Raw genomic sequence first — 6000 nt, 5'->3', positions numbered from 1 at the left:
CGCCGCCCGATCCCGTAGGCTGGCCTTCGCCAAGCGTTCCAGGAGATACGCCATGCCAAGCCGATCGAACGGCCACTCCGCCGGGGTGGCCGATATCCAGGCAGTGCGCACGCTGGCCCTGTTCGGGGCCGCCGCCACCGGCAAGACCACGCTGGCCGAGGCCCTGCTGCAGCAGGCCGGCGCCATCGGCACCGCCGGCAGCGTGGAGCGCGGCAGCACCGTCAGCGACCACGACCCGCTCGAGCGCCGCATGCAGCATTCGCTGCTCGCCTCGGTGCTGCATCTCACCCACGCCGACACCCGCGTGCACCTGCTCGACACGCCCGGCAGCCCCGACTTCGTCGGGCACAGCCTGCCGGCGCTGGAGGCGGTGGAGTCGGCCGCGGTGGTGCTCAGCGCCACCGCCGGCGTCGACCCGATGGCGCAGCGCTTCATGGCGCAGGCGGCGGCGCGGCGGCGCGTGCGGCTGCTGGTGGTCAACAAGATCGACGCGCCGGGCGCCGACTGCGCCGGCCTGCTGGCGCAGCTGCAGGAGACCTTCGGCCGCGAGTGCCTGCCGCTGAACCTGCCGGCCGAGGGCGGCAGCCAGGTGCGCGACTGCTTCTTCGCCCGAGAGGGCACGAGCGACCTGGGCCCGGTGGACGCCGCGCACCGCGCGCTGGTGGAGCAGGTGGTGGAGGTCGATGCCGGCTTCGTCGAGCGCTACCTGAACGACGGCGACGTCGATCCTTCCGAATTGCATGCCCCGCTGGAGCAGGCGCTGCGCGAGGGCCACCTGATCCCCGTGTGCTTCGTCTCGGCGCGCACCGGCGCCGGCGTCGCGCAGCTGCTGGATGCGATCGTGCGCCTGCTGCCCGACCCGGGCGAGGCGAACCCGCCGGACTTCCTGCTGGGCGAAGGCGAGGCGGCGCAGCCCATCGAGGCGCTGCCGGATCCCGCGCGCCACGTGCTGGCCCACGTGTTCAAGCTCACGCTCGATCCCTTCGTCGGCAAGCTGGGCGTGTTCCGCGTGCACCAGGGCACCATCACGCCGGGCAGCCAGCTCTACGTGGGCGACGGGCGCAAGCCCTTCAAGGTCGGCCACCTGTTCATGCTGCAGGGCAAGAACCACGAGGAGGTGCCGCAGGCGCTGCCCGGCGACATCGTGGCCGTGGCCAAGGTGGACGAGCTGCACTTTGACGCCGTGCTGCACGACGCCGCCGAGGACGCGCACGTGCACCTGGCGCCGCTGGCGCTGCCGGTGCCCGTGCACGGCCTGGCGGTGGAGCCGGTGCGCCACGGCGACGAGCAGCGCATGTGGGAGATGCTCTCGCGCGTGGTGCAGGAAGACCCCTGCCTGCGGCTGGAGCAGGTGGCCGCCACGCACGAGACGGTGCTGTACGGCCTGGGCGAGTTGCACCTGCGCGTGGTGCTGGAGCGGCTGGCCGAGATCCACAAGTTCGAGGTGCGCACGCGGCCGCCGCGCATCGCCTACCGCGAGACCATCACCGCGCCGGCCGAGGGCCACCACCGCCACAAGAAGCAGACCGGTGGCGCCGGCCAGTTCGGCGAGGTGTTCCTGCGCGTGGAGCCGCTGCCGCGCGGCGGCGGCTTCGAGTTCGTGGACCAGGTCAAGGGCGGCGTGATTCCCGGCCAGTTCATGCCCGCCGTGGAGAAGGGCGTGCGCGAGGTGCTGGCGCAGGGCGCCATCGCCGGCTACCCGGTGGTGGACGTGCGGGTGGTCGTCTACGACGGCAAGCACCACAGCGTGGACAGCAAGGAAGTGGCTTTCGTCGCCGCCGGCCGCAAGGCCTTCCTGGCGGCCGTGCGCGAGGCGCGGCCGATCGTGCTGGAGCCGGTGGTGCAACTGGAGATCGCCGCGCCCGAGCCGGCCATCGGCGACATCACGGCCGACCTGTCGGGCCGCCGCGGGCTGGTCAACGGCACCACCGCCGGCGGGGCGGGCACGGCCGTGGTCAAGGGCCTGGCGCCGCTGGCCGAGTTGAGCGGCTACCAGTCGCGCCTGAACGCGCTGACCGGCGGCCAGGGGCGCTACGCCCTGCAGCTGTCGCACTACGAGGCAGTGCCGCCGGCGACGCAGCAGCAGTTGATGGGGCAGTGGCGGGGGGCGGCAGAGGACTGATGCGGCGCCAGCCGGGAGGTTGCCCGGCTGGCGCTACAGCACGGCCTCCAACCCTTTGCGCTCCAGCAGGTGCAACAGCTTCAGCGACGGTCCGCTGGGCTGCTTGTCGCCCTGCTCCCACTTCCTCACGGTCGAGACGCTGGTGTTGAGCACGCCGGCCAGCACCGCCTGGCTGAGCTTGAGTTGGGCGCGCAGCGCCCGGATCTGGGCACTGTCGTAGGGTGGCACGGGCTCGATGCACAGGGCGTCGAATTTACTCATCTTGCGCTTGTCGATGAAGCCCAGGCGATGCAGGTCGCGCGCCGTCTCATGGACGGCTTCGAGGATGGGGCTCTTGGCCCGGGTCTTGACGGTCATGGCAAATCTCCTGCAAGGCGCCGTCTTCGACGGCTTCGTTCAACTGCGCGGCCGTGCGCGCCAGCCATTCGGCGGCGACGGCCTGCAAGGCTTCCAGCTCGGCCTCGGAAATGTTGGCGCGGTCGTTCTTCTCGAAGCCGAACACGAAGAACCATCGATCGCCCCGGTTGGTCGCCACGAGTGTCCTGGCGCCGCTGCTCTTGCCGCGGCCGGGCAAGGCCACCCGCTTCTTGACGACGCCGCCACCCAGGTCCGCATCGACCAGGCCACGGCGCATTTCGCCGACGGCTTTGCACAGCACCGGGTCGGTCAGGTCCGTCTTGCGCATCCAGCGGCTGAAGTGACGGGTCTTGAAGACGCGATGCATGGTTGAATTATGCCACTCAGTGACATAGTTCATGGGCCGCCTTGCATCGGGATCCGGCGCGGCGCCCGTTCAGCCCCGCACCTGCTCCCAGCTCAGCCCGAAGCGCCCGAGGTACTTGCGCAGCCGGTCGGCATCGTTGACCACGCTGCGCTGCAGGCGCGAGGCCTGGAACAGCCGGCGCCCCGCGTCCGACAGGCTGCGGGCGCCGCGGCACACGCGCAGCACGCCCTGCAATTGCAGCCGGTCGAAGAGGTCGAGCGCCGCCTCGGCCTCGGCGCCGAGCAGGGCGGCCAGGTCGATGTCGCCATCGGCGCTGCCGCCAGCCCCGCCGTCCGCATGCTTCCACAGCCAGCGCAGCCGCGCGATCTCGGCCTGCACCAGCGGCTCGGTGATGCGTCCGCCCTCGGCCAGCGTGGCCAGCCGCGTCACGCTGGCGGCCAGGTCGCGGAAGTTGCCGCTCCAGGGTGCCTCGCCGGGGTTCTGCGCGAAGCGCAGGTAGGCGGCGCGCGCCTCGGCGTTGAAGCGCACGGCGCTGCGGTTCTCCTGCGCGTGCAGGGCCAGCAGGTGGTCGACGTTGGGCTCGATGTCCTCCGGCCGCTCGGCCAGGCCGGGCAGGGCGTAGGTCCAGAGGTTGATGCGCGCGAACAGGTCCTCGCGGAAGCGGCCCGCCGCCACCTCGCCGCGCAGGTCGCGGTTGGTGCCGGCGATGAGCTGGAAGTCGCTCTCCACCTCGCGGTCGGCGCCCATCGGGTAGAAGCGCTTTTCCTCGATGGCCTTGAGCAGCATGGCCTGCTCGTCCAGGCCCAGTTCGCCGATCTCGTCGAGGAACAGCACGCCCTCGTGCGCGGTGCGCAGCAGGCCGGCGCGCTCCGCGGCGGCGCCGGTGAAGGCGCCCTTGCGGTGGCCGAACAGGGTGGAGGCCGCGCCGTCGCCGCGCAGCGTGGCGCAGTTCACCTCGACGAAGTCGCCCACGATCTGGTGGCGCGACTTCTTCAGCTCGAACATGCGCCGCGCCAGGTGCGACTTGCCCGCGCCGGTGGGGCCGGCCAGCAGGATCGGCGCGCGCGAGCGCACCGCCACCCGCTCGATCTCGTCGATCAGCGCGTTGAAGCGTGCGTTGCGCGTGGCGATGCCGCGCTTGAGGAAGGCCACCGCGTCGCGCTGCTCGGCCGCGAAGCGCTGCGCGATGGCGTCGTAGCGCGACAGGTCGAGGTCGATCAGCGCCACCTCGCCCGGCTGGCCGGGACGCTGGCGCTTCGGCGGCGAGGTCTGCGCCAGCACGCCGGGCAGGGTGCGCGATTCCGTCAGCAGGAACAGGCAGATCTGCGCCACGTGCGTGCCGGTGGTGATGTGGGCCCAGTACTGCTCGCGCTCCGTGTCGAAGGGGTAGGCGCGCGCCCAGTCGAACAGGCGCGTGTAGACCTCGCCGAAGTCCCACGGGTCGGCGATGGGCAGCGGCACCAGGTTCACCTGCGTCTCGGGCGAGACGGTGGCGATGTCGGCCTTCACGCGCTCGGCCAGTGCCAGGTGGCGCTCGGTGTAGAGCAGTTCCAGGCGTGCGACCACCATTTCCTCGCGCTGCGTGAGCGCGACCGTGGGGCGCCACTTCTCCCAGCGGCCCGTGCCCTGGCCGGAATCGAGCTGCGTGCCGAGGAAGCCGATGACGACGATGGGTTTCATTGGGCTAGAAATTTAGCTTGAATTCTAGTTTTTCGTGAATCGCATAGGCGAGAAGCTGTGCCACTGGAAGAGAATTTCCTTGAATATCAATGGCTTGAGTGAAGCTGCACCGTGGTGGCGCGACATGGCATGCTCCTCGCAATGGAGTGCCCAAGCGCCGCGTGGCGTGAGTCGGGGGAAGGCGCGATGGGCGCCTTCCCCGAACGACCGGAAGGAACGAGAGCCATGAACCAGAACAACTACGACCTGCACGATGTCGAGCACGGTGTGCCCGTGAAGATGTGGACCCGCGGCGTGCCCGTGGAAGACGAGGCAAAGCGCCAGCTCGAGAACGCGGCGCGCCTGCCCATCGTGTTCCGGCACATCGCGGCCATGCCCGACGTGCACTACGGCATCGGCGCCACCGTGGGCTCGGTGATCCCGACCTTCAAGGCCATCATCCCGGCCGCGGTGGGCGTGGACATCGGCTGCGGCATGATGGCCTGCAAGACCACGCTGCATGCCAACGACCTGCCCGACAACCTGGGCCCGCTGCGCGCAGCCATCGAGAAGGCCGTGCCGCACGGCTCGAACCCCCGGCGCCAGGGCCGCGACAAGGGCGCGTGGGAAACCCCGCCCGACGAGACCGATGCCGCCTGGGCGCAGCTCAAGGGCGAGTTCGACGCGATCTGCGAGGACTACCCGCGCCTTGCGAACACCAACAACCACAAGCACCTGGGCACGCTGGGCACGGGCAACCACTTCATCGAGGTCTGCCTGGACGAGGCGGGCGCGGTGTGGTTCATGCTGCACTCCGGCTCGCGCGGTGTGGGCAATGCCATCGGCACCCACTTCATCGAGCTGGCGAAGAAGGATGCCGAGCGCCACCAGCGCAACCTGCCGGACCAGGACCTGGCCTACTTCGAGGAAGGCAGCCGCTACTTCGGCGACTACGTGCGCGCCGTCGGCTGGGCGCAGAAGTTCGCCCGCGCCAACCGCGAGGTGATGATGCAGCGCGTGGTCGCGGCCGCGCGCTTGTGTCTCGCCAAGCCCTTCGAGGCGCACGTGGAGGCGGTGAACTGCCACCACAACTACGTGCAGCGCGAGACGCACTTCGGCGAGGACGTGCTGGTGACCCGCAAGGGCGCGGTGAGCGCCCGCGCGGGCGAGCTGGGCATCATCCCCGGCAGCATGGGCGCGCGCAGCTACATCGTGCGAGGCAAGGGCAACCCCGAGTCGTTCATGAGCTGCAGCCACGGCGCGGGCCGCAAGATGAGCCGCACCAAGGCGAAGAAGCTGTACACCGTGGCCGACCAGGTGGCCGCCACCGAGGGCGTGGAGTGCCGCAAGGACGCCGACGTGATCGACGAGATCCCGATGGCCTACAAGGACATCGACGCCGTGATGGCGGCGCAGCAGGACCTGGTGGAGGTGGTCTACACGCTCAAGCAGGTGGTGTGCGTGAAAGGATAGGGCCGCACGCGCCGCCCCTGCG

Annotated in this window: 5 protein-coding genes; 2 read left to right on the top strand and 3 right to left on the bottom strand. The window is 70.4% G+C overall.

The features are described 5' to 3' along the window. Positions 1–52: 52 nt before the first annotated feature. Entirely contained in the window at positions 53–2122 is a 2070-nt protein-coding gene (fusA, locus tag ACIY1X_RS02895) for an elongation factor G (RefSeq protein ID WP_038212479.1), read from the top strand. Between the two features lie 33 nt (positions 2123–2155). Here fusA and ACIY1X_RS02890 read toward each other — a convergent pair whose 3' ends face one another. From ACIY1X_RS02890 to rtcR, 3 genes are all read right to left on the bottom strand, one after another. Beyond that, positions 2156–2479: a DNA-binding transcriptional regulator gene (locus tag ACIY1X_RS02890; RefSeq protein ID WP_038212476.1), complete on the bottom strand. Its 324-nt coding sequence runs from the start codon at positions 2477–2479 to the stop codon at positions 2156–2158. Next, positions 2430–2846, bottom strand: coding sequence for a type II toxin-antitoxin system RelE/ParE family toxin (locus tag ACIY1X_RS02885; RefSeq protein ID WP_038212472.1), 417 nt, complete (start codon positions 2844–2846; stop codon positions 2430–2432). The genes ACIY1X_RS02890 and ACIY1X_RS02885 overlap by 50 nt, the downstream gene beginning before the upstream one ends. 69 nt (positions 2847–2915) lie before the next feature. Next, positions 2916–4526: an RNA repair transcriptional activator RtcR gene (gene rtcR, locus ACIY1X_RS02880; RefSeq protein WP_399677853.1), complete on the bottom strand. Its 1611-nt coding sequence runs from the start codon at positions 4524–4526 to the stop codon at positions 2916–2918. 225 nt (positions 4527–4751) lie between these two features. Between rtcR and ACIY1X_RS02875 the strand changes: the two genes are divergently transcribed. Continuing rightward, a complete protein-coding gene (locus tag ACIY1X_RS02875; protein WP_038212466.1) occupies positions 4752–5978 on the top strand; it encodes an RtcB family protein in 1227 nt (408 codons plus the stop codon). Positions 5979–6000: the final 22 nt, after the last annotated feature.

This window comes from Xenophilus sp. (genome assembly GCF_044462705.1).
Lineage (GTDB): Bacteria > Pseudomonadota > Gammaproteobacteria > Burkholderiales > Burkholderiaceae_C > Xenophilus > Xenophilus azovorans.
This window is presented reverse-complemented; position numbering and strand designations above follow the sequence as displayed.

Coding starts and splice junctions, on each gene's coding strand:
- fusA (WP_038212479.1), top strand. CDS start 53: ATGCCAAGCCGATCGAACGGCCACTCCGCCGGGGTGGCCGATATCCAG.
- ACIY1X_RS02890 (WP_038212476.1), bottom strand. CDS start 2,479: ATGACCGTCAAGACCCGGGCCAAGAGCCCCATCCTCGAAGCCGTCCAT.
- rtcR (WP_399677853.1), bottom strand. CDS start 4,526: ATGAAACCCATCGTCGTCATCGGCTTCCTCGGCACGCAGCTCGATTCC.
- ACIY1X_RS02875 (WP_038212466.1), top strand. CDS start 4,752: ATGAACCAGAACAACTACGACCTGCACGATGTCGAGCACGGTGTGCCC.
- ACIY1X_RS02885 (WP_038212472.1), bottom strand. CDS start 2,846: ATGCATCGCGTCTTCAAGACCCGTCACTTCAGCCGCTGGATGCGCAAG.